The sequence below is a fragment of the Micromonospora sp. 050-3 genome, from assembly GCF_046549335.1.
Classification (GTDB): domain Bacteria; phylum Actinomycetota; class Actinomycetes; order Mycobacteriales; family Micromonosporaceae; genus Micromonospora; species Micromonospora trifolii.
Genome location: NZ_JAJPVX010000002.1, coordinates 1036665 through 1058605 on the forward strand (window position 1 = coordinate 1036665; position 21941 = coordinate 1058605).

At 71.3% G+C, this 21941-nt stretch carries 20 protein-coding genes; 14 read left to right on the plus strand and 6 right to left on the minus strand.

What is annotated here, in order from left to right:
• Positions 1–247: 247 nt before the first annotated feature.
• From ACLJOK_RS19845 to ACLJOK_RS19870, 6 genes are all read left to right on the plus strand, one after another.
• A complete protein-coding gene (locus ACLJOK_RS19845) occupies positions 248–1795 on the plus strand; it encodes an ABC transporter ATP-binding protein (RefSeq protein ID WP_410821542.1) in 1548 nt (515 codons plus the stop codon).
• Entirely contained in the window at positions 1792–3165 is a 1374-nt protein-coding gene (locus ACLJOK_RS19850) for an ABC transporter permease (protein WP_410820228.1), read from the plus strand. Before ACLJOK_RS19845 ends, ACLJOK_RS19850 begins: the two co-directional genes overlap by 4 nt.
• Before the next feature lie 3 nt (positions 3166–3168).
• Positions 3169–4449 (plus strand): ABC transporter permease, encoded by a 1281-nt coding sequence (locus ACLJOK_RS19855; RefSeq protein WP_238680475.1) that lies wholly within the window; start codon positions 3169–3171, stop codon positions 4447–4449.
• A 127-nt stretch (positions 4450–4576) separates the two neighbouring features.
• Positions 4577–5281, plus strand: a complete 705-nt coding sequence (locus tag ACLJOK_RS19860) for a cytidine deaminase (protein WP_410820229.1) — start codon at positions 4577–4579, stop codon at positions 5279–5281.
• Between the two features lie 145 nt (positions 5282–5426).
• On the plus strand, positions 5427–6707 hold the full coding sequence (locus ACLJOK_RS19865) for a thymidine phosphorylase (RefSeq protein ID WP_410820230.1): 1281 nt from the start codon (positions 5427–5429) through the stop codon (positions 6705–6707).
• Between the two features lie 110 nt (positions 6708–6817).
• Positions 6818–7498, plus strand: coding sequence for a DUF4272 domain-containing protein (locus tag ACLJOK_RS19870; protein ID WP_410820231.1), 681 nt, complete (start codon positions 6818–6820; stop codon positions 7496–7498).
• 2 nt (positions 7499–7500) lie between these two features.
• Here ACLJOK_RS19870 and ACLJOK_RS19875 read toward each other — a convergent pair whose 3' ends face one another.
• Together ACLJOK_RS19875 and ACLJOK_RS19880 are read right to left on the minus strand one after the other, a co-directional pair.
• On the minus strand, positions 7501–8379 hold the full coding sequence (locus ACLJOK_RS19875) for a putative RNA methyltransferase (protein ID WP_410820232.1): 879 nt from the start codon (positions 8377–8379) through the stop codon (positions 7501–7503).
• Position 8380: 1 nt separating this feature from the next.
• Positions 8381–8878 (minus strand): MarR family winged helix-turn-helix transcriptional regulator, encoded by a 498-nt coding sequence (locus ACLJOK_RS19880; protein WP_410820233.1) that lies wholly within the window; start codon positions 8876–8878, stop codon positions 8381–8383.
• 57 nt (positions 8879–8935) lie between these two features.
• On the opposite strand from ACLJOK_RS19880, the gene ACLJOK_RS19885 reads away from it, so the two are divergent.
• From ACLJOK_RS19885 to ACLJOK_RS19895, 3 genes are read left to right on the plus strand one after another with little or no spacing between them, the layout of a single operon-like run.
• Positions 8936–9538, plus strand: a complete 603-nt coding sequence (locus ACLJOK_RS19885; RefSeq protein WP_410820234.1) for an NADPH-dependent FMN reductase — start codon at positions 8936–8938, stop codon at positions 9536–9538.
• Entirely contained in the window at positions 9535–9948 is a 414-nt protein-coding gene (locus tag ACLJOK_RS19890; protein ID WP_410820235.1) for a PPOX class F420-dependent oxidoreductase, read from the plus strand. Before ACLJOK_RS19885 ends, ACLJOK_RS19890 begins: the two co-directional genes overlap by 4 nt.
• A gap of 52 nt (positions 9949–10000) precedes the next feature.
• On the plus strand, positions 10001–11074 hold the full coding sequence (locus ACLJOK_RS19895) for an adenosine deaminase (protein WP_238680481.1): 1074 nt from the start codon (positions 10001–10003) through the stop codon (positions 11072–11074).
• Between the two features lie 2 nt (positions 11075–11076).
• Here the strand turns inward: ACLJOK_RS19895 and ACLJOK_RS19900 are convergent, their stop codons facing one another.
• Positions 11077–11370: a hypothetical protein gene (locus ACLJOK_RS19900; RefSeq protein WP_410820236.1), complete on the minus strand. Its 294-nt coding sequence runs from the start codon at positions 11368–11370 to the stop codon at positions 11077–11079.
• A gap of 502 nt (positions 11371–11872) precedes the next feature.
• Here ACLJOK_RS19900 and ACLJOK_RS19905 point away from each other — a divergent pair.
• The 4 genes from ACLJOK_RS19905 to ACLJOK_RS19920 all read left to right on the plus strand — a co-directional run bounded on the left by ACLJOK_RS19905 (position 11873) and on the right by ACLJOK_RS19920 (position 16974).
• The gene (locus ACLJOK_RS19905) at positions 11873–15505 is read left to right on the plus strand and encodes a nitrate- and nitrite sensing domain-containing protein (RefSeq protein ID WP_410820237.1); all 3633 of its coding nucleotides are present in this window, start codon (positions 11873–11875) and stop codon (positions 15503–15505) included.
• Positions 15502–15906 carry a roadblock/LC7 domain-containing protein gene (locus ACLJOK_RS19910; protein WP_030329023.1) on the plus strand — a complete coding sequence of 135 codons (405 nt, stop codon included), beginning with the start codon at positions 15502–15504 and terminating at the stop codon, positions 15904–15906. Before ACLJOK_RS19905 ends, ACLJOK_RS19910 begins: the two co-directional genes overlap by 4 nt.
• A gap of 98 nt (positions 15907–16004) precedes the next feature.
• On the plus strand, positions 16005–16379 hold the full coding sequence (locus tag ACLJOK_RS19915; RefSeq protein WP_124820399.1) for a DUF742 domain-containing protein: 375 nt from the start codon (positions 16005–16007) through the stop codon (positions 16377–16379).
• Between the two features lies 1 nt (position 16380).
• On the plus strand, positions 16381–16974 hold the full coding sequence (locus tag ACLJOK_RS19920) for a GTP-binding protein (protein ID WP_007455465.1): 594 nt from the start codon (positions 16381–16383) through the stop codon (positions 16972–16974).
• Between the two features lie 244 nt (positions 16975–17218).
• Here ACLJOK_RS19920 and ACLJOK_RS19925 read toward each other — a convergent pair whose 3' ends face one another.
• A complete protein-coding gene (locus ACLJOK_RS19925; RefSeq protein WP_410821543.1) occupies positions 17219–19759 on the minus strand; it encodes a transposase in 2541 nt (846 codons plus the stop codon).
• A 39-nt stretch (positions 19760–19798) separates the two neighbouring features.
• Complete coding sequence (locus ACLJOK_RS19930; protein ID WP_410820238.1) at positions 19799–20746, minus strand: DNA primase; 948 nt, start codon at positions 20744–20746, stop codon at positions 19799–19801.
• Between the two features lie 160 nt (positions 20747–20906).
• Between ACLJOK_RS19930 and ACLJOK_RS19935 the strand changes: the two genes are divergently transcribed.
• Entirely contained in the window at positions 20907–21245 is a 339-nt protein-coding gene (locus tag ACLJOK_RS19935; RefSeq protein ID WP_112680778.1) for a PadR family transcriptional regulator, read from the plus strand.
• 21 nt (positions 21246–21266) lie between these two features.
• Here ACLJOK_RS19935 and ACLJOK_RS19940 read toward each other — a convergent pair whose 3' ends face one another.
• On the minus strand, positions 21267–21941 hold the full coding sequence (locus tag ACLJOK_RS19940; protein ID WP_410820239.1) for a permease prefix domain 1-containing protein: 675 nt from the start codon (positions 21939–21941) through the stop codon (positions 21267–21269).

Here is a 21941-nt window from a genome sequence, read left to right on the forward strand (position 1 = left end):
CCGGCCGGCCCCTCCGGTGAGATCATCGGGGGGATCGGCGGGGGACAGGTACGACCGATCGGCCGCTCCGGCTCTGCGGGTACCCCGCGGGGGTCGGAGCGGCCGATCGCGCACCACGGCGGCCGGCCCGGTCCGGCCGGTCCACGGCAGCTAGGCTGCACCATCGCTCGCACTCCAGGAGGTTGCGCTGAGACTCGAACTGCGCGGCATCACCAAGCGGTTCGGTGATCTGGTCGCCAACGATCACATCGACCTGACGGTGGAGCCTGGAGAGATTCACGCCCTCCTCGGCGAGAACGGCGCGGGCAAGTCGACCCTGATGAACGTGCTCTACGGGCTCTACCAGCCCGACGAGGGCGAGATCCTGGTCGACGGCAAGCCGCTGAAGCTGAAGGGCCCGTCCGACGCGATCGGGGCCGGGATCGGCATGGTGCACCAGCACTTCATGCTGGTGCCGGTCTTCACCGTCGCCGAAAACATCATGCTCGGCGCCGAGCAGGTCCGCGGCGGCATCGCCGGCTTCCTGGACCGGCGTCGGGCCCGACGCGAGGTCACCGAGGTGTCCGAGCGCTACAACCTGCGGGTCGATCCGGACGCGGTGATCGAGGACCTGCCGGTCGGCATCCAGCAACGAGTCGAGATCGTCAAGGCGCTCACCCGCGACGTCGATCTGCTCATCCTGGACGAGCCCACCGCGGTGCTCACCCCGCAGGAGACCGAGGAACTGCTGACGGTCATGCGGTCGCTGAAGGCGGCCGGCAAGTCGATCGTCTTCATCACCCACAAGCTCGGCGAGGTCAAGGCCATCGCCGACCGGATCACGGTGATCCGACGCGGCAAGACCGTCGGCACCGCCTCACCCGAGGCCAGCCGGGACGAACTGGCCGCGTTGATGGTCGGGCGCAACGTCCGGCTCACAGTGGACAAGACCCCGGCCACGCCGGGCGAGCCCGTGCTGGAGGTTGCCGGGCTCGTTGTCGACGACGACCGGCAGATCCGCGCGGTCGACGGTGTGGACCTGACCGTGCGCGCGGGTGAGGTGCTCGGTGTGGCGGGCGTACAGGGCAACGGTCAGACCGAGCTGATCGAGGCGGTCATGGGCCTGCGCCCGGTGCTCGCCGGCACGATCAGCCTCGCCGGCGACCGGATCGACGGCTGGAAGCCGAAGAAGGTGCTCCGGGCGGGCGTCGGCTACGTGCCCGAGGACCGCAGCGTGGACGGCCTGGTCAAGGAGTTCAGCGTCGCGGAGAACCTGGTGCTGGACATCTACGACCGACCGCCGTTCGGTGCCGGGCTCGCGCTGAAGCCGGACGCGATCGCCGCCTCGGCGAAGGAGCGGATCGAGCAGTTCGACGTCCGCACCTCATCGGCCGACGCGGCGGTGGGCACCCTCTCCGGCGGCAATCAGCAGAAGGTGATCGTGGCCCGGGAGCTGTCCCGGCCGCTGAAGCTTTTCATCGCCGCCCAGCCGACCCGTGGCGTCGACGTCGGGTCGATCGAGTTCATCCACAGTCAGATCATCCACGAACGGGACATCGGCACCGCCGTCATGGTGGTCTCCAGCGAACTCGACGAGGTGATCGGGTTGGCCGACCGGATCGCTGTGATGTACCGCGGTCGGATCATCGGCATCGTCGGCCCGGACACCCCGCGTGAGGAGATCGGTCTGCTGATGGCCGGCATCAGCCCGGACGCGGCCCACGACGCCACCGAGGCACCCGCCGCCGATCAGCCCGGAACGGCCGACGGGCGCCCGGCGAGCGATGCAGGCTCCGCGAGCGAGGACAAGGCATGACCAACCCCAATCCGCAGTCTGGCTCGCCGGACAAGGAGCCGGCGAGCGAGGCGCAGGCCGCGCAGAACGCGCTCGGCAACACCGAACGGGCCGAGGTGGCGACCGAGCCGGACCGCTCGGTGGCGAAGCCGGGCCCGGAGCCCGAGCCGAAGCCGAGCCTGGGCCGGTTGTTCCTGGACAACCTCTGGGCGGCCAACACGTTCACCGTGACGCTGCTGTCGTTGGTGCTGGCGATCGTGGTCGGCGCGGTGCTGATGATCATTTCTGATCCCGAGGTGCTCTCCACCTACTCGTACATCACCTCGCGCCCGTCCGACGCGATCAACTCCAGTTGGACGCTCGTCAGCGAGGCGTACGCGAACCTGTTCAAGGGCTCGGTCTTCGACCCCGAGGCGTTCTCCGGCTGGCTGGACGGCGCCAACGGCTGGCAGGCAGTGCTCGCGCCGATCTCGGAGACGCTGACCTACGCGGCGCCGCTGGTCTTCACCGGTCTGTCGGTGGCGCTGGCCTTCCGCGGCGGCCTGTTCAACATCGGCGCCCAGGGCCAGGCCACCATCGGTGTGATCATGGCGGCGCTGGCCGGTTTCCTGCTGCCGCTGCCGCCCGGCCTGCACCTGCTGGTGGCGGTGCTGGCCGGCGCGCTGGGTGGAGCGATCTGGGGTTTCATCCCCGGCATCCTCAAGGCCCGTGCCGGCGCGCACGAGGTGATCAATACGATCATGCTCAACTACGTCGCCACGTACTTCCTCACCTGGTTGATCGTGCAGAACGGCGTGCAGGACCCGAACCGTACCGACGCGATCAGCAAGGCGGTGGACAGCTCCGCCCAGCTGCCCCGACTGCTCGGCGACAACCTGCGGGTGCACGCCGGCATCCTGCTCGCCGTGCTGGCCACCTGGGCGGTCGCCTGGCTGCTCAACCGCTCGACGCTCGGCTTCGAGCTGCGCGCGGTCGGCGCCAACCCGGACGCCGCCCGGACCGCCGGCATCAGCGTCACCCGGACGTACATCCTGATCATGGTCTTCGCCGGGATCCTGGCCGGCCTCGGCGGCTCGAACATGGTGCTCGGCTCCACCGCCAGCGCGTTGACTCCGCTGGTGGTCGCGCAGATCGGCTTCGACGGGATCCTGGTGGCGCTGCTCGGGCGGGTGAAGCCCTGGGGGGTGCTGCTGGCCGCGCTGCTGTTCGGTGCGCTTCAGGCCGGTGGTAACCGGATGCAGTCGTACTCCGGGATCTCGCTGGAGCTGGTGACAGTGCTCCAGGCGCTGATCGTCATCTTCATCGCCGCACCGGCCCTGGTGAAGGCGATCTTCCAGCTCCGGGCCGCGCGCGCCGCCCGGTTGCAGACGAGCCTGGCGAAGGGCTGGTAACTCATGTCCACCATGGCTGTCCCCGACATCGCGGTCGCCCCGGTCGACGAGGGCTTCTGGACCCGCAGCCGGAAAGTCGGTCTCACGCTGCTGGCGCTCGGCCTGCTGTCCGCTGTGCTCTTCGGCGCGCTCGCCACCGACCAGCAGGCCCGGTTCACACTCAGCGACGACGCGGCCGGTGCCGCGTTGGAGATCAACGGGACGATCGGCGCGATCCTGTTCGGGATCATCACGATCGCGGCCGGCGCGGCGCTGCTCGCCGGGGTGCCGAAGCGGTGGTTCCTCCCCGTGCTCGGCGTCGGGCTGGTCGCCTTCGTGCTGTCGTTCCTCTGCTGGCAGGTCTCCGCCGCGCCGGCCGGGCAGAACTTCATGCCGCTGGTCAACATCATCCGGGGCACGTTCATCCTGGCCCTGCCATTGATCTTCGGCGCGCTCGCCGGGGTGCTCTGCGAGCGGTCCGGCGTGGTCAACGTGGCCATCGAGGGCCAGTTGCTGATGGGCGCGTTCAGCGGCGCACTCTTCGGCAGCATCTCCGGCAGCGTCTGGGTGGGCCTGGTCGCCGCCGCGATCGGCGGCGCGTTCATCTCGCTGCTGCTGGCCGTCTTCGCCATCCGCTATCTGGTCGACCAGGTCGTCATGGGCATCGTGCTGAACCTGTTGGCCGTCGGCGTCACCGGCTTCCTCTACGAGCGGCTGATGCAGACCGACGCCGCGAAGTACAACAGCGCGCCCCGCTTCAGCAACTGGGAGATCCCGCTGCTGAAGGACATCCCGGTGCTCGGGCCGGCGTTGTTCCGCGGCAACATCTTCCTGTACCTCGGGCTGCTCCTGGTGCTGGTGATCCACATCGGGCTGTTCCGCACCCGGTGGGGGCTGCGGACCCGCTCGGTCGGCGAGCACCCGATCGCCGCCGACACGCTCGGCGTCAAGGTGCTGCGGGTCCGCTACCGCAACGTGCTGCTGGCCGGCGTGGTCGCCGGCATCGGCGGGGCGTCCTACACGCTGGCGCTCTACTCGTTCACCAAGAACATGATCGGCGGTAAGGGCTTCATCGCCCTGGCCGCGCTGATCTTCGGCCGCTGGAACCCGACCGGCGCGCTGCTCGCCGCGCTCTTCTTCGGCTTCGCCGACCAGCTCGCCACCTACCTGGGCGCCATCAACAGCGTCATCCCCAGCCAGTTCCTGGCCATGTTGCCGTACCTGGCGACCATCCTGGCGGTCGCCGGGCTGGTCGGCAGGGTCCGGGCACCGGCCGCCGACGGCAAGCCGTACATCAAGGGCTGACCAACCACTGGTCCGTCGATCATGGAGTTGTGGTGCCACACAAAAATCGCAAAGTTGCACCTGTCGCCCACCACAACTGCATGATCGACGAGGCAGATGGGCCGGCGCGAGCCAGGAGGATGGTGGCATGACCGACATTGACTGGGCGCGGCTGCGCGCCGCTGCCACCGACGCGATGCGGCACGCGTACGCGCCGTACTCGACGTTCCCGGTCGGCGCGGCCGCGCTGGTCGACGACGGCCGCATCGTGGTCGGATGCAACGTGGAGAACGCCGCGTACGGGGTGACGCTCTGCGCCGAGTGCGGGGTGGTTTCCAGCCTGCACGCCACCGGCGGCGGTCGCCTCGTCGCGCTCTCCTGCGTCGACGCCACCGGCGAACCGCTGATGCCGTGCGGCCGGTGCCGGCAGCTGCTCTGGGAGCACGGCGGGCCGGAGTGCCTGATCGAGAGCAAGACCCAGCCACTGCGGATGGCCGAGCTGCTGCCGCACGCCTTCGGCGTGGAGGATCTGGAGGCCGTCACCGGGGAGACGCCGGTGCCGGTGGTCCCGGAGCGGCTCGCTGCCTGGCGCGGGCGCGGCACCGTCTTCGTACATCCGGACATGTCCGCTGGTCAGCAGGTCTGGACCGCGTACTGGGAGCGGTCGGCCGGCGACGACGCCGGCGCCGAGACCGGGGTACTGGAGGAGGCCCCGAGCTGGGACGACCCGGCTGAGGCGATCACCTGGGGCCTGGCCCGGACACCGCGGGTGGTGGTGGTCGACGCGACCGGCACCATCTTCTGGGCCGGCGAGGGTGAGCCGCCGCTGGAGATCCCGGTCCGCTGGTCTTGACTGTGGTTCCGCTTGGGGGATTGGGCCGACCGTGCCCGGCTCCGGGCGGTCAGGCTTGATCCCTCCGCCGGGCACGGTCGGCCCAATCCCTCGGCGCTCGCTGTCCGCGGGTCGGGATCTCCATACGACTATGAAAGATCATTTGATGAGTGGTTTTGCTGCTGTTGACGTTATTCGGGTCAAGCGGGATGGGGGTGTGCTGTCGGACGCGCAGATCGACTGGGTGGTCGACGCGTACACCCGGGGGGTTGTCGCCGACGAGCAGATGTCCGCGCTGGCGATGGCGATCCTGCTCAACGGCATGACCGGCCCGGAGATCGCCCGGTGGACCGCCGCGATGATCGCCAGCGGTGAGCGGCTGGACCTGTCGGCGGTACGCCGGCCGACCGTCGACAAGCACTCCACCGGCGGCGTCGGCGACAAGATTACTCTGCCGCTCACCCCGCTGGTGGCGGCGTGTGGCGCGGCCGTACCGCAACTGAGCGGCCGGGGTCTCGGGCACACCGGCGGCACGCTGGACAAGTTGGAGTCCATCCCGGGCTGGCGGGCCACGGTGAGCAACGACGAGTTCATCGCCCAGCTCGACGAGGTCGGCGCGGTGATCTGCGCGGCCGGTGCCGGGCTGGCCCCCGCCGACCGCAAGCTGTACGCGTTGCGCGACGTGACAGGCACCGTCGAGGCGATCCCGCTGATCGCCAGCTCGATCATGAGCAAGAAGATCGCCGAGGGCACCGGGGCGCTCGTCCTCGACGTCAAGGTTGGGTCGGGCGCCTTCATGAAGTCCGTCGACCAGGCCCGCGAGTTGGCGCGCACCATGGTCGAGCTGGGCGGCGCGCACGGGGTGCGGACTGTCGCCCTGCTCACCGACATGTCCACCCCGCTCGGCCTGGCGATCGGCAACGCTGTCGAGGTGACCGAGTCGGTCGAGGTGCTGGCCGGTGGTGGACCGGCCGACGTGGTGGAGCTGACCCTCGCCCTGGCGCGGGAGATGCTCGACGCCGCCGGTCTGCCGGACGCCGACCCGGCGGCGGCGCTGCGCGACGGCCGTGCCATGGACTCCTGGCGGGCGATGATCCAGGCGCAGGGCGGCGACCCGGACGCGCCGATGCCAGCGGCCGCCGAGGTGGAGGTGGTCCGCGCCGAGCGGGACGGGTACGTCGCGGCCATCGACGCGTACGCCATGGGGGTTGCGGCGTGGCGGCTCGGCGCGGGTCGGGCGCGCAAGGAGGACCCGGTCAGCGTGCCTGCCGGTGTGGTGTTGCACAAGCGGCCGGGTGACGAGGTGCGGGCCGGTGACCCGCTCTACGAGCTGCGTGCCGACGACGCGACGCGGATTCCGGCCGCGCTCACCGAGGCCGCCAACGCGGTGCGGATCGCGTCGACGGCCCCGGCGGCGACGTCGTTGGTCATCGAACGCATCGGCTGATCGATCCGGCGTCGCCCTGGCGTGGTGCCGGTCACCTGGGAGCGCTATTGTCGCAGGCCAAGGGGGGACAACCGGCCTTGCGCCGGCGCGAGCAGACAGGAAGATCCGCCGTGACCGTTGCTGCCCCCGACCCACGTGAGGTGCGCGAGGCGAGCCTGGACGAGCTGTCCCGGCTCGGCCTGCCGTTGCCGCCGGCCCAGTTTCCCCTCGTCTGGGAGCCGGGTGACCACATCGATCTGCGCCCGACCGTGGAGATCGAGGCGCGGATCGCGGTGCTGCACCTGATCCTGGCCCGCTGTTTCGGGATGCCCCCGCAGGCGGCGATGAGCTGGCTGCTCGGCTCGCACCTGGTCGACATGGTCACCCCGCCGGAGTGGCAGTTCGTGATGGGCGGCAAGGGTGACCACCGGTCGTTTGTGCTGCACCACGACGCGCTGTTCGCGCTGGCGTGGGTGCTCGGGCTGAGCAAGCAGCTCGACCCGACGCTGGCCGTCGACGAGCGGCTGGTCGAGCGGCTGCCGCACATCGCCGAGGGGGAGACCTTCCCGCACTGGCGATCCCGGATCCTCACCGCGCCGCAGCACCCGGCCGACGCGGCAGCCCTGCTGGATCTGCACTACTGCCTGGACTGGGCGTACCTGGAGACCGAGCGCGGCGGCCGGCGTGCGCCGGGCCTGGTCGACGCGAACGCGATCGGGCAGCGGCGTTGGGCGCTGGAGTGGGCGGTGATCCTGCGCGGGCCGTACCACGACGAGCCGCCCGGCTGGGAAGAGGTCGACCTCTCCACCTGAGGTCAGCGAGGTCGCAGGACGTCGAGCCGGACCGCCACCGTGACCCGGACCGGTTCGGGTAGCGCGGCCAGCCGGGCGGCGAGCGCGCCCGCGTCGGTGTGCCAGGCGCTGGGGCCCATCCCGACCACTGTGGCGACCTCCGGCCGGGTCAGCGCCAGCTCCGCCCGGTGCACGGCGGAGCTGACCGGCGTGAAGTGCCCGCCCAGACTGCCGGCCACCCGGTCGGCCTTGTCCGGGTCCACCCGCAGCAGGTCGAGGGCGCCCACCAACTCGGCGAGGTGGTCGGTGTCGGGCGTGACCACCAGCAACGTGCCGGCCGGGTCGAGCACCCGGTGGAACTCCGGGCCGTTGCGCGGGGCGAAGACGTTCAGCAGCACGGCGGTCGAGGCGTCGGCGAGCGGCAGCCGCTGCCAGGTGTCGGCGAGCGCTGCGGCGGCCCGGGGATGCGCGCGGGCCGCGCGGCGCAGCGCCGGCTTGGACACGTCCAGGGCCAGACCCACGGCGTCCGGCAGCGCCGCCAGCACCGCGCCGAGGTATCGGCCGGTGCCGGCGCCGGCATCCACCACCAGGGGGTACGCCTCGACGTCGGGCGTCGGCGTCGCGTGGAGCCGACCGACGGCTTCCGTCGCGGCGTCGCAGAGGGCGGCCGAGATGCTGTCGTAGTGCCCGGCGGCGAGGAAGTCTGCCCGGGCGGCCACCATCTCGGCGCTGTCGCCGACGTGCGGGGCGCGCCCGGCGAGGAGGTTGACGTACCCCTGCCGGGCGATGTCGAAGCTGTGCCGGCGCGGGCAGCGCAGCGTACTGGTGGTGCCGGCGGTCGCCTCGGCCAGCGGCTCGCCGCAGACCGGGCAGCGCAGTCGGTCGAGGATGCGGGGGTCCACGTCAGGCCTCCGCTGCGGGCTGCGGCCGGGTGGCCCGCAGGCCCGGGTCGGCGAGGTTTTCGACCACCCGGTGGGTGAGCGCGCCGAGTGCGTCGACCTCCGCGGGGGTGAGCAGGTCGATCAGGTGCCGGCGGACGGCGGCCACGTGACCGGGTGCGGCGGACTCGATGGCCTGCCGGCCCGCCGGGGTGAGCACGACGATCGAGCCGCGGGCATCGTCGGCGCACTCCTCGCGGGTCACCAGGCCACGCTGCTGCATCCGGCTCAGGTGGTGGGAGAGCCGGCTGCGCGACCAGAGCATGCGGTCTGCCAGCTCCCGCAGGCGCAGCCGCCCCTGCGGTGTCTCGGAGAGGTCGGAGAGCACGTCGTAGTCGGCCTCGGAGAGGCCGGCGTCCTGGGTCAGCTCCCGGGCCAGCTCCAGGTCGAGCAGACGACGCATCCGGCGGTAGCCGCGCCACGCGCGGTTCTCCCGTTCGTCCAACCACCGGGTTGCGTCCATTCGACAAGTCTAGCGGTTGGTTGACACGTCATCGATTCGCCACGTAGGTTCGATGACATGTCAACAAAATCTCCGCACGGTGACTCCGTCGCACTCCGCCTTAACGTGATCGTCGCGAGCACCCGCCCCGGCCGGACCGGTCGGCTCATCGGTGACTGGTTCACCGACGCCGCCAGCAGCCACGGCGGCTTCGACGACGTCCGGCTGGTCGATCTCGCCGAGGTCGGGCTGCCGTTTCACAACGAGCCGCACCACCCGTCCGAGGGCCGCTACCTCTATCGGCACACCCAGCAGTGGAGCGCGACGACCGCCGAGGCCGACGCGTTCGTGTTCGTGATGCCGGAATACAACTACGGCTTCAGCGCACCCCTCAAGAACGCGATCGACTACCTCTACCACGAGTGGCAGCACAAGCCGGTGGGCTTCGTGAGCTACGGAATGACCTCGGGTGGCCTGCGGGCCGTTCAAATGATCAAACAGGTGGTGACCACGCTCAACATGGTCCCGGTCAATGACGCGGTGACCATCTTCCTGCGGCAGGCGCTGGACGGTGCCGGCCGGCTGGTGCCGGACCCGGGGCGGGACGCTGCCGCTGACGCGATGCTCCACCAGCTCGGCCGGCTGGCCGCCGCGCTCGCGCCGCTGCGGGTGCCGGCGTGAGCGACCGACTGTGGGAGCTGTTCGGTCAGCGGGGGCGCGGGGTGCTGGTCACAGTGCGCCGGGACGGGCGGCCCCAGCTGTCCAACCTCGACTACCTGGCCGAGCCGGGGTTGATCCGCTGCTCCACCGCCGAGGGTCGGGCGAAGGTGCGCAACCTGCGCCGCGATCCCCGGGCGAGCTTCCACGTGACCACGCCGGACGGCGGCGCGTACGCGGTCGCCGAAGGGACCGTGACGCTCACCGAGCCGGCCGTGGCCACCACCGACGAGACTGTCGACGAGCTGGTCGAGGTCTACCGCCGTATTCGCGGCGACCATCCGGACTGGGCGGACTACCGCGCCGCCATGGTTGCCGACGGGAGGCTCGTGATCCGCCTCGACGTGCACCGGGTGTACGGGTGGCGGCCATGACGTCCGGCCGGTCCCGTACCGGTCCGCCCAGGCCGCTGACTAGGGTCTGAGCATGGTCGCAACTATCCGGTACGAGGACATCGTCAAGGTCCCGAAGGCGCTGCTGCACGACCACCTCGACGGCGGGCTGCGGCCGGCGACGATCGTCGACCTGGCCGCCGAGGTGGGCCACGAACTGCCCACCACCGACCCGGAGGCGCTCGGACGCTGGTTCGCGGACGCGGCGGACTCCGGTTCCCTGGAGCGCTACCTCGAGACGTTCGCACACACCGTGGCGGTCATGCAGACCGCGCCCGCGCTGCGTCGGGTGGCCCGCGAGTGCGCCCTGGACCTGGCCGCCGACGGAGTGGTCTACGCCGAGGTGCGCTTCGCCCCGGAGCAGCACCTCGAACGGGACCTCAGCCTGGACGAGGTGGTCGAGGCTGTGCTGGCCGGGTTCGCCGAGGGCACCGCCCAGGCGGTCGAGGCGGGCCTGACCATCCGGGTGGGCACCCTGCTCACCGCGATGCGGCACGCCGCCCGCTCCCAGGAGATCGCCGAGCTGGCCGTGCGGCACCGGGACGCCGGGGTGGTCGGCTTCGACATCGCCGGCGCCGAGGCGGGCTTTCCGCCCACCCGGCACCTGGACGCCTTCGAGTACCTCCAACGGGAGAACTTCCACTTCACGATCCACGCCGGCGAGGCGTTCGGTCTGCCGTCGATCTGGCAGGCGATCCAGTGGTGCGGAGCGGACCGGCTCGGCCACGGGGTTCGGATCGTCGACGACATCGCCCCCGACGGCTCGCTCGGCCGGTTGGCCGCGTACGTCCGGGACAAGCGGATCCCCCTGGAGCTGTGCCCCTCGTCGAACGTGCAGACCGGCGCGGTGGCCTCGATCGCGGACCACCCGATCGGCCTGCTGAGGGACCTGCGCTTCCGGGCCACCGTCAACACCGACAACCGGCTGATGAGCGGCACCTCGATGTCGCGGGAGATGTCGCTGCTGGTGGAGACGTTCGGCTACGGCTGGAAAGAGTTGCAGTGGTTCACCATCAACGCGATGAAGAGCGCCTTCATCCCGTTCGACGAGCGGCTGCGGATCATCGATGACGTGATCAAGCCGGCGTACGCGAAGTTGCTGGCCTGAGCTCAGCCATGCGGGTGGCCGGCGAGCAGCCCGGCCACCCGGCGCAGCACCTCCCGAGCCCGGGCCGCCTCCGCGCCGAGGCCCATCTGCCGACGCAGCACAGCGGGCTCGGCCCGCAGCAGCGCCACCCCGCGCCGAATCAGCACCCGAGGCGCCTTGCGCTGCTCAGCCAGGTCACGGGCGAGCCGGCGCAGGAAGGTGGCCCCGCGCGGGCGGCGCAGCGCGTACGCCCCGGCGAGCAGGCCACGGCGACGGCACTCCTCGACGATCTCGGCGGCGAAGATCCCTTCGGCCACGAAAAGTGGCGATCCGGCGACATCAAATGGCCGGGTGGCTACCCGTCGATCTGCGCCGATCGCATAAACCGGCACATCGGCTCGGCCCTCGCGGGCAAGTTGGGCAATGATTTCCACCGCACTGAGGGCGTCCCAGGAGTGCGGCGATTCCCAATCCACCTGGCCGTTTCGTCTCGGCAACGTAGGGTCATCGCCGTCTTTGTAGAAGTCGTCCAAGCAAAGCACCGGCAAGCCGGTTTGCTGCGCTATGTACGACTTTCCGGACCCCGATGGGCCGGCCAGTAGGACAACTCGGTGCGGATGTTTCATTACCTTCAGTCACTCCGGCCAGACAGACTGCTATCAAATCGCATCAACATCTCATCACACCTTCGGTTGGGGACAACCTGGGCTTTCTTCTTGTCGACCGGCGTGATGGAATCTCGGGGGTCCGACCCGCCGGGTCGGTCGCTGGGCGTTGCCCGGGGCAACGCGTTCAAGCTGTAATCGCGAGGGCGGTGACGTGAGCAAACGGCCAAAGACGGCGGGCTCCTTCCTGTCGCGGCTGCGCCGGCCGGCCAGCCGGCTCCGGGACATGCCGATCTGGTCCAAGCTCGGTCTCATCATGATCGTGCCGACCATCGCCACGGTCGTGGTGGGCACCAGTGGTCTTGTCGACCACGTGGAGACGCTCAACAATGCCAACCGAGCTGGCGACCTGGCCAACCTGTCGAGCTACTCAGGTGACCTGGTCGACACCCTTCAGGACGAGCGGACCGCCGCCGTGCTGCTGCTGGGTGCGGACGGGACGCAGCCGACGGCGCAGTACCAGGAGGCCTACAACCGGGTGAACTCCCGGGTGGACCAGGCAGCGGCGCCCTACCGGCAGCAGCGGACCGAGATCGAGGACCTGCCGAGCAGCCTGGAAAGTCTGCTCGACGGCATCGACCAGAACCTTCAGGACCTGTCGGGCGTCCGCAGTCAGGTGTTCAATGGGAAGCTCGCGCTCACCGAGACCGTGCAGGCGTACGAGGGTCTGATCACTGACCTGCTCGCCATCCGCGACTCGTCCACCCAGCTCGCCGGTGACAACCAGCTGAGCGACCGGATGCGCGCCGCCGCGGCTGTCGCCCGGGAGAAGGAGTTCCTCGCCGTACGCCGGGTCGTGGTGCACCGCGCGCTGGGCGTGAAGGGCGGGCAACGCCTGACCCCGGCACTGCGCAGGGACTACGTCGCCAGTGACACCGGCCAGCAGCAGGCCCTGCAGAGCTTCAAGGCCGTCGCCACCCCGGACGACGCCAAGTTCCACGACCAGACGGTCGCGGGCGGCGACCGCCGGCAGGCACAGAACTACACCGGCTGGATCGACGGCAACACCACCGGCAACATGCGCGGTGCGCCGTTCGGCCCGGACCAGTGGGAAGCCGCCATGACGGCCAACGCCAAGCTGATCCGCACCGTCGAGACGAAGCTCGACAGTGAAGTGGTCAACCAGGCCGACACGCTCCGCTCGGACGTCCAGCGCCAGGTCTTCCTGGAGACCGGCCTGCTGCTCAGCATGCTGTTGCTGGCCATCCTCTTCGCCTACCTGGTGGCCCGCTCGATGGCCCGCTCACTGCGTGAGCTGCGGCAGGGCGCGCTCTCCGTGGCCCAGTACGGTCTGCCGCAGGCGGTGGCCCGTCTGCGCGACCCGCAGGTCGTCGGGCAGCTCTCGCCGGTGCAGCTGGCCAACCAGATCGCCGAACCGCTTCCGGTGCGCAGCAAGGACGAGTTCGGCCAGGTGACCGAGGCGTTCAACGCCGTCCACCTGGAAGCCGTCCGCACGGCCGCCGAGCAGGCGGCACTGCGTGCCTCCGTCGCGACCATGTTCGTCAACCTGGCCCGCCGTTCCCAGATCCTGGTCGACCGCCTCATCGGGCACCTCGACCGGCTGGAGCGCGGCGAGGAAGACCCGGACCGGCTGGCCGAGCTGTTCCAGCTCGACCACCTGGCCACCCGGATGCGCCGTAACGACGAGAACCTGCTGGTGCTCGCCGGTGCCGACTCCACCCGTGTGCAGCGTGAGCCGGCCGCTCTCATCGACGTGCTGCGCGCCGCGCAGTCCGAGGTCGAGCACTACACCCGGATCGAGTTCGGTGTCATCGACCGCGACATCGAGGTCGCCGCGCACGCGGTCAACGACCTGGTGCACCTCGTCGCGGAGCTGTTCGACAACGCCACAGCGTTCTCTCCGCCCGACTCGCAGGTCATGGTCGAGGCTCGCCGGGTCGGCGACCGCTCCTCGCTGTACGTCGAGGACCGCGGCATCGGCATCAGCGCCGAGCAGTTGCACGACCTCAACGAGCGGCTCGCGACGCCGCCGCAGGTGGACGTGGCCGTGTCCCGGATGATGGGCCTGGTCGTGGTCGCCCGGCTGGCGTCCCGGCACGGTGTCCGGGTCGAACTGCGCCCCGGCAACGATCGCGGCACTGTCGCCGACGTGACCCTGCCCACCTCGGTGCTGGTGCCCCGGGCGCTGTCCGGTCGGGTGCAGCAGCCTCCGGCTCTGCCGGCGGCCGGTGCTCCCCAGTTCGGTGGTCCGCAGTCCGGTGGGCCCGTGCCGGTGTTCGGCGCGCTGCCCGCGCTGGGCAACGGCCCTCGCCCGAGCGAGTCCGGCAACCAGGTCACCCTGGGCGGTCGTCCGTTCGACCCCGCGACGCGCAACGGTGCCGGCGCCCCCGCCAACGGTGGCGCGTACCGGTCGATGCCGGCCTGGTCCGATCTGACCGGCGCGGCCGGGACGAACGGCGGCGACGGGTTCACCCCCCGGTCGGCTAACGGTCCGGGGAACGACCCGCTGCCGCAGCGCCGGGCCGGGGACGAGACCCCGACCACCGGCCAGCAGCCGTCCATCCCGCGTCAGCTGCCGAGCAGCCCTGAGACGCACCCGTACTCGGCGCCGCCGGTCTCCGCGCAGCCCTACTCCGGCGCGCCGGTCTCCGCTTCGCCGGCCTCCGGGCAGCCGTACTCCGGGCAGCCGTACTCCGGGCAGCCCTACTCGGGTGCGCCATACGGCGGCGCGCCGGTGTCCGCCGCCCCGGCCTCCGGGCAGCCGTACGCCGGTCCGCCGGTTTCCGCGTCGCCGGTCTCGGCCTCGCCGGCGTCCGGTCAGCCGTACTCGAACCAGCCGTACTCGGCGCCGCCGGCCTCCAGCCAGTCGTTCAGCGGCTTCGCGCCCCGATCCGCCCCGCCCGCGCAGGCACCCAGCGCCCCGGCGCCGCCGGCCTGGCCGCCAGTGCCGGGTAGCGAGCGGGACACTGCCACTCCGCCGGTGCCCGAGCGGCTCGCCGCCGCGCTGGACATGACCACGGAGCTGCCGCGGGTGCCGCGACCGGGCGAGCAGCCGGCCGCAGCCCAGCCTCCGGCTCCCGCGCCGACTCAGGCCGCAGCGCAGGCCCCGGCTCGGCCGGCTCCGCAGGCACGGCCGGCGCCGCAGCAGCCGCAGGCGCAAAACCGTCAGCGGTACGCGGATGAGACGATGGAGCTTCCGATCTTCCGGGAGCTCGAGTCGGCCTGGTTCCGTACCCGTCGCCCGGGCTCCGAGGAGACCGCGGCCGGCGCACAGCCAGCGACGAACGGCGACTCCGCGACCCAGCAGTTCGCCACGGTCGAGGCCACCGGTCGGGCAGTCCACAAGACACCACCCGGGACGACAGGTAACACACCGATGGCAGACACTCCGACGGTCGGAGGAGCGCCGCGGGACAACGGCTCCACAGCGAGCGAGGGCACTCGCCCCAGCCTCGCCGAGAGCCTGCCGAACCGCCGGCCCCAATCGCAGAGCAACGGCTGGCAGACCGCCGCCGACGACGGCTGGCGTGCTGCCACTGCCGCGGCCGGCGCGACGCCGGTGAGCGAGACCACCACGACCGGTCTGCCGAAGCGCAAGCCGATGGCGCAGCTGGTGCCCGGTGCGGTAGAGAAGCCCACCACCTCGGTCCAGCGGCGTTCCCCGGAGGCGGTTCGTGGCCTGCTCTCCGCCTACCACCGGGGCGTGCAGCGAGGGCGTAGCACCTCGGACAACCCGACCAGCCCGGAGGCGACTCCGGGAGGGCAATCCTCGCAGTCTGGCTCAGGCCCGGTGGCCGGGAGCGGGCAGAAGGAGCAAGAAGGATGACAACTACGCAGGATCTTGGTTGGCTGCTGGCCAACTTCGCCGACCGGGTGCCCGGCGTCGCGCATGCGGTCGCCGTATCGGCGGACGGCCTACTCCTCGCGTCGTCACGGGATCTGCCGCGCGACCGGGCAGACCAGCTCGCCGCGATCTCATCGGGTCTGGTCAGCCTGACCCAGGGGGCAGCACGCTGCTTCGAGGGAGGCGCGGTGTTGCAGACCGTCGTGGAGATGGACAATGGCTTCCTGTTCCTGATGTCCATCTCGGACGGCTCCTCCTTCGCCGTGCTGGCAGCCCGCAGCTCCGACGTGGGCCAGGTTGGCTACGAGATGGCGCTGCTGGTCGACCGGGTGGGCGACGCGCTGACCCCGCAGCCGCGTGCGGCTGCGGGCATGCTGGGCTGACGTTTCGCCGATCGTGAGGTCGGCGCGACTGCAACAACGACAACGACGGGTTTCACCGGTGGGAGCCGGTAACGGGTGCGAAGGAGGTGAGCGGCGAGATGGCCGATCGTGACGAACCGACCGGAGCGTTGGTCCGTCCATACGCCGTGACCCGTGGTCGCACCCGTCCCCGGCTCGACATCGCGCTGGAGGCGCTCGTCGAGACGACGGTGCGCGGCCGTACCGCTGCCAATGGCAACGGTGGTGGCCGCGAACACCAGTACATCGCCGCGCTGTGTGACGGACGCGTGCAATCGCTCGCAGAGATCGCGGCGCGGATGCAGCTCCCGCTCGGTGTGGCCCGGGTGCTCATCGCCGACATGGCGACGGACGGCCTGGTCGCGGTCCACGAGCCGACCATTTTGGACGACTCCGACGACGCGGTGGGCACTGAACTGCTGGAGAGGGTGCTGAGTGGACTTCGCAGGCTCTGACATGTCGCACCGCCCGCCGAACCCGAGCGGCCGCGTGACGTCGGCGAAGATCGTTATCGCCGGTGGATTCGGCGTCGGTAAGACGACGCTGGTCGGCTCGGTCTCGGAGATCACGCCGCTGACCACCGAGGCCATCATGACCTCCGCTGGCGTGGGCGTCGACGACACCCGGCAGGTGCCGGGCAAGACGACGACCACGGTGGCCATGGACTTCGGCCGGATCTCGATCGACCGTGACCTGATCCTGTACCTGTTCGGTACGCCGGGTCAGACCCGTTTCTGGTTCATGTGGGACGAACTGGTGCGGGGCGCGATCGGTGCGGTCGTGCTGGTGGACACCCGCCGGCTGGCCGACTGCTTCGCGGCGATCGACTTCTTCGAGCACCGACGCCTCCCGTACCTGGTGGCGATCAACTGCTTCGACGGGATGCAGTACCACGACCCGCAGGACGTCCGGGACGCCTTGGCGATCTCGAGCGACGTGCCGGTGGTGGCCTGCGACGCCCGTAACCGGGAGTCGACGAAGCACGTGCTGATCTCGCTGGTCGAGTACGTGCTGACCATGCGCCGTACGCGCGCCGTCGCCCCGGCCTGATCCGGGACGCTGCACGCCCCGGTGGTGGCTCCGGCCGCCACCGGGCGTAGCACCATGCCCGCTGCGCCGTCGTGCGCCAGCGCGTCCGTCACGCCGCCTCCTGGACGATCATGGAAGCTACCGGCCCTGGGGCCGTTCTTCGCCGATCGTCGAGGAGGCGGCGTCGTCGTGTCCGGGGTTCTCCGGCATACGTGAGAGCGCCCTCAGTCAGCTGACTGAGGGCGCTCTCACGTATGTACAAGGATCAGGACTGGTAGCCCGCCGAGCGGTACTCGTACTCCCGGTCGTCGTCGCGGTCCCCGTGGTCGCGGCTGAAGTCCCAGCCGCCGGCCGCCTCACGACCGGGCCGACCACCCACCGCGAAACCGCCGATCTCCTGGCCCCGACGCCAGCCACGGAAGTAGCCGGTCGTGTTCTCCGCGAGGCTTGCCGCATCACGCACTATCCGCAATGGGCGCTCCTCGCGCAGCGGCGAACCCGGCACCAGGTTGGCCTGCGGCACGCGCTTCGGCAGCCCGGCATTGGTCTCGGCGCCCACCGCCGGGCGGGCGGCCTGCTCGGCGGCCTGCCAGCCGGTGTCGGCAGTGGTCGACCAGTCCAGGTCGGACTCCTCCTCGGCCTGCCCGACGAACCAGGCCGACTTGGCCTGCGCGAAGATCAGCAGATCGCCGTCGCCCTCGTCGGCGACCGGCGGCGGCCGGTGCTCCAACGGCGGCGGCCGGTGCTCCATCGGCGGCGGCCGGTGCTCCATCGGCGGCGGCCGGTGCTCCATCGGCGGCGGCCGGTGCTCGACCGGGGGCGCCGGCCGGTGCTCGACGGCACGCTCGGTGCGGGCGGCCGCCCGACCGTTGCGAGCTGCCTGCTCGCGGTCGACCAGGCGCAGCGGTGGCGTCTCCAGGTGCTGGTCCACGGGAGGGTTGAGCCCCTCGCGCAGCGCCCTGTCGGCCAGCGGCGGCGGCTCCACCAGCCGCAGCATCGGCGGCTCCGGTGGCAGGTCGTCCGCCAACCACGGCGGGGTGACCCGACCGTCGGACCGGCCTGGATCGGTCGGGGCGTCGACACCGCGGCCGCCGCCGTACGAGTAGGCCACCGGGTTGTTCGGTGAGCTGTCGGACGGGTCCTCCGGGTTGTTGACCAGCGGCCAGTTGGCACGGGAGCCGGGCGGTGCGGCCTCCTGCCCGGGTCGGGGGGTCGGCACCGGAATGCTGAGATCGGTGGCGCTGAACCCGCCGGTGGGTGGCTCGTCGACCGGGCGTTGCAGGTGGCTCGGCCGGGGCTCGCCGTTGGTCTTGGGGCGGGGCGGAATGACAGTGCGCTGCCGTTCGGCCCGCGCGTTGTTAATCGCGGCAGTCGTCAGCGTCGGCCGGAACGGCTCGCCGGCCTCGGCCGGAGGCACCATGCCGCGCTGTGCCGGCGCGATCGGGGTGATCCCGGGCGGAGGAGGCGGCGGCGAGGAGACGGGCCGGTTGGTCGGGCCGTCGATCCGGCTGGGGAGCGGCTCGCTGCGACTGGGCAGCGTGGAGGCCGGCGGACCAGCCATTGCCGCCGGCGTCATCGGCGCGGGTGCGACCGGTGGGGGCGTGACCGGCGCCGGGGCGACCGGCGGTGGCCCGAGCGGGCGCGGCGACGCCAACGGCGCGTTACCGGGGACCGGCTCGGGACGGCTGCGCCGCCCGACAGCGGGTGCCGGGTCGGCGGCCGGCGGGGTGGGTCGGACCGACCGCAACCCGGCGTTGGTGCCGGCGAGGCCGGTCATCCCGGCGTTGGTGCCGGCGAGGCCGGTCATCCCGGCGTTGGTGCCGGCCAGGCCGGTCAACTCGCCGACGGACTCCCCACGGCGGGCCGCGGCCCGGCGGCCGGGTGCCTGGACAGGCGTGCTGACCCGTGAGCTGAGCGCGCTGACCAGCGCCTCACACCCGGCGTCGCAGGCCCGTACGGAGGCGACGGCCTGGCGGACAGTCTCGGCCACCGCGGACGTGAGTGCCCGGTTGACCGCAGCCCGTCGGGGTGTCTCGGAAATGGCGACCCGCAGGGCGGTGACCGCCTCGTTGATCTCCTCGGCGTCGGCGACCCCGTCCGCGGCGAGGTGCGCGGCGATGGCATCCGCCGCGACCGAAACCTCACGGCCCCGGGCCACAGTGCCACCGAGCATGCCCGGCTCGGGCAGGGCGTCCAGCACGGCCAGAGAGACCGGCTCGGCCGGGTCCGGGTAGGCGCGCAGGGCCGCCGGGTAGAGCTCCCGCAGAACCTCGCGCAGCGCCACGGCGGCGGAGTGCCGCCCACTGGCCAAAGCGGCGTGCGCGGAGAGCACCTGCTTGTAGCCGGCGAGGTCCCGGGGTGCCGGCAGGGTGACGGCGGAGAGTGCCCCCGCCTGCAACGCGCGGGCGAGGCCGACCGCCCGTCGTTCGGCCGGAGGGGACTGCATCTCCTCGAGGGAGTCGTCGTCGGCGAACCGCTCGGCGAAGTCGTCCACCGAGTCGTCGTCGGCGATCGCCAGGGGTCGCCCCGCCGCGCTCAGCAGCGAGGTGACCGTGTGGTCGTCGCTGTCGGCGGCGATGGCCGCACCGCTCGGCCCGCCCGACCGCTCCACGAGCAGCGCGACGAGCTGGGCGTAGCCAGCGGCGTCATCGCTGATCTCGCAGACATGCAGCAGACGGCCTGCGTCGTCGACCACAGCGGACGTCAGCGTCGAACCGGCGGAGGCCGGTCGGTCAGCCGGATCCGCCGAGGCCAGACCGCAGTAAACGCGCACGAGCGCCACGGCGTCGTCCTCCTCCCGGGACAGGTCTTTCCTCTGCCAGCAACTGATGCTCCCCGGTACGGGTCAGTCGCGCCAGTCCACCACCGCAGAGATCTTGCCGACAATGGTGCGCCAACCCAAACTTGCGGTCTGCGCACCGATCTTCTTCAGCCGTCGCCGACCCATGAACGCGCCGATCCCGCCGTTGGCGGTGGCACGCAGCGCCTCGTCCAGGTCGTCGAGGCTGGAGCCGGCGGAGAGCATGTCGAGTACTGCAGGCAGCCGCAATGCGTACGAGAGGTCACGTGCGGCCTCGCCCGCCTCGATCAGCAGGGTCGAATCCCACGTGTCGTGCCCGCCGCGCAGGTTCTCCACGACCAGGTCGAGCTCGTAGGTGTCCTCGTCCAGCGGAGCGATATCTGCCGGCTCCACCCGTTCGGACAATTCATTCCAGCTGTCCAGTTGGGACAGATCGTTTGGCGCACCGGATCGGATGAAACTGACAAGCGACTCGGGGGTCTTGAACAGCAGCAGCTTGCCTTGGTTGCTGAGGAAGACCGGCACCTCCTCGTCGTCCGCCTCGTCCGTGACGGCCTCGTCCGACTCGTCGTCGGTGTCGGTGGCGGAGCCGTCCCGGCGACGCTTCGACTCGTCGTCGTCCTCGGCGAACTCCTGGGCCAGCTCCTCGTCGAGGATGACGACGGTCTCGTCGTCCTCCTCCTCCTCGATCGCCTGGCGGCGGGCGAGGAACGGGTCGTCCTGGTCGCGCTCGGTCACGTCGGTCGGAGTCAGCGAGCTGGCCGGTCGGTACGCCCGGAGCGTGAAGCCGGTGCCGGCGGGCAGGGCGATCTCCACTGGGTCGATGCGCAGCTCGTCCCAGAGTGAACGGTCGATCGACGCCGACGGTCGGTCGGTCTCGGTCTCGTCTGGCTCGGCCGCGCCGGTGGTGTCGTCGAGCTCGGGCTCGTCGGCGTCGGGCCGTTGGGGCGACTGGCGGGCCACGCTGACCTCCGTGTGCTTCGGGTTGCCCACCCACCGGGGTCTCTGACCGGCGAGTGACTCTGGGCACATACCCTAGTCGGCGGCCCTGGGTGACCGATGCCCGCACCCCGGTGGCCGGTTGGCGCACGGGTCCGACCTGCTGGTCGTCACCGCTGGCGAAGCGGCGGTTCGACAAGTAGCGTAGCTACGTATGAAGGCCCAGGCGCTGCACGGCCATCTCGACGCTCTGCTGCTCGCCGTGCTCGAACAGGGCGCGCTGCACGGCTACGCGATCATCGAGGCGCTGCGCGCCCGCAGTGACGGCAATCTTGATCTGCCCACCGGCACCATCTATCCGGCGCTCCGTCGCCTGGAACGCGCCGGTCACGTGGCGAGCACCTGGAGCACTGTCAGCGGCCGGGAACGGCGGACGTACCAGCTCACCGACTCCGGCCGGCGGGCGCTGGCCGGGGAGCGGGCCGGTTGGCGCGAGTTCCAACTGACCGTCGGCCGGTTCCTCGATCCCGGCAGCCCGCCCACCCCGGCCTGACCCGCTCGGATCCGCCGCCGATCAGCGGGTGGTGGCCAGCAGCCAGCCGCGCGCCGCGCGGGTCAGCGAGAAGTAGGCGCCGCCCACCAACACCGCCCCGATGATCATCGGGGGCCAGTGCAACGCCGCGTCCCAGAGGTTCAGCGACCAGGTAAAGAGGGCGCTGCCAGCCACCATGCCGAGGATCAGGACGCCGGTCAGGCCGGCGCCCACCGCACGCTGGGCCAGAGCCAGGCCCGGCCGGGGCGCCCGCGCGCTCGCCCAGACCACCAGCAGACCGGCCACCGAGAGCAGCAACGCGCTCATCCAGATCCAGTCGACCGAGTTGGAGAGCAGCAGGTAGCCGGCCGGGGGACGTGGGCCGCCACTCCAGCTCGACCCCCGCCAGGTCAGATCACCGGCGACCACCCCCACCCCGGCGATCGCCAGCATCCGCAGGGAGAGCCCACGCAGGGCGCCCACCGCCAGCTCGGCCTGCCAGGACGGGAGCACCTGCGCCGGCGAGCCGAACTCCACCACCGCCCGACGCTGCGCCTCGGTGGGTGGCACCCCGCTCTCGCGGTACGCCTCGACGGCGTCCAGCAACCCGTGCCGGGCCTCGGTCAGCAGGTCGGACTTGAGTCGCGCCGGCCCCTGCAACCGAGCGGCCAGCTCCCGCAGGTGCTCGTCGACCATCACGTCCTCACCGCGCGCCAT

Coding starts and splice junctions, on each gene's coding strand:
- ACLJOK_RS19850 (WP_410820228.1), top strand. CDS start 1,792: ATGACCAACCCCAATCCGCAGTCTGGCTCGCCGGACAAGGAGCCGGCG.
- ACLJOK_RS19855 (WP_238680475.1), top strand. CDS start 3,169: ATGTCCACCATGGCTGTCCCCGACATCGCGGTCGCCCCGGTCGACGAG.
- ACLJOK_RS19860 (WP_410820229.1), top strand. CDS start 4,577: ATGACCGACATTGACTGGGCGCGGCTGCGCGCCGCTGCCACCGACGCG.
- ACLJOK_RS19865 (WP_410820230.1), top strand. CDS start 5,427: ATGAGTGGTTTTGCTGCTGTTGACGTTATTCGGGTCAAGCGGGATGGG.
- ACLJOK_RS19880 (WP_410820233.1), bottom strand. CDS start 8,878: ATGGACGCAACCCGGTGGTTGGACGAACGGGAGAACCGCGCGTGGCGC.
- ACLJOK_RS19885 (WP_410820234.1), top strand. CDS start 8,936: ATGTCAACAAAATCTCCGCACGGTGACTCCGTCGCACTCCGCCTTAAC.
- ACLJOK_RS19895 (WP_238680481.1), top strand. CDS start 10,001: ATGGTCGCAACTATCCGGTACGAGGACATCGTCAAGGTCCCGAAGGCG.
- ACLJOK_RS19910 (WP_030329023.1), top strand. CDS start 15,502: ATGACAACTACGCAGGATCTTGGTTGGCTGCTGGCCAACTTCGCCGAC.
- ACLJOK_RS19915 (WP_124820399.1), top strand. CDS start 16,005: ATGGCCGATCGTGACGAACCGACCGGAGCGTTGGTCCGTCCATACGCC.
- ACLJOK_RS19920 (WP_007455465.1), top strand. CDS start 16,381: ATGTCGCACCGCCCGCCGAACCCGAGCGGCCGCGTGACGTCGGCGAAG.
- ACLJOK_RS19935 (WP_112680778.1), top strand. CDS start 20,907: ATGAAGGCCCAGGCGCTGCACGGCCATCTCGACGCTCTGCTGCTCGCC.
- ACLJOK_RS19940 (WP_410820239.1), bottom strand. CDS start 21,941: ATGGCGCGCGGTGAGGACGTGATGGTCGACGAGCACCTGCGGGAGCTG.